The 275-nt window shown below is 42.5% G+C and carries 1 protein-coding gene; it reads right to left on the reverse strand.

Annotation, left to right across the window (positions count from 1 at the left end; genetic code table 11):
- Positions 1 to 227, reverse strand: a 227-nt coding sequence (locus AAEY88_RS13490; protein ID WP_350563205.1) for a type II toxin-antitoxin system RelB/DinJ family antitoxin, incomplete at its 3' end; no start/stop codon positions are given.
- Positions 228 to 275: the final 48 nt, after the last annotated feature.

The following is a 275-nucleotide window of genomic DNA, read 5'->3' on the forward strand; positions in this document are numbered from 1 at the left end:
TACTTAGTGCCGTTACCGCTCGCGACCTCTGCAATAGCAGCAAGTGTTTGCGCGTTGAGCTTAGGTTGTTGATAGTCAAAAGACAGAGGAATCGCATTAGTATCGGCTACTTGGTTCAAGAACAGTCTTATGGCTTGTGAAGGCGTTAGTCCATAGCTTTCAAGAACAGAAAAAGACCTATCCTTCAGATCCTGGTCAAGCCGTATATTATAATTAGTTGTAGTCATAGCAATCACCTTTCGCTTATATTCGTACCCCCAATATAAGCGAAAGAT

The organism is Psychrobacter sp. CAL346-MNA-CIBAN-0220 (assembly GCF_040309805.1).
GTDB lineage: Bacteria > Pseudomonadota > Gammaproteobacteria > Pseudomonadales > Moraxellaceae > Psychrobacter.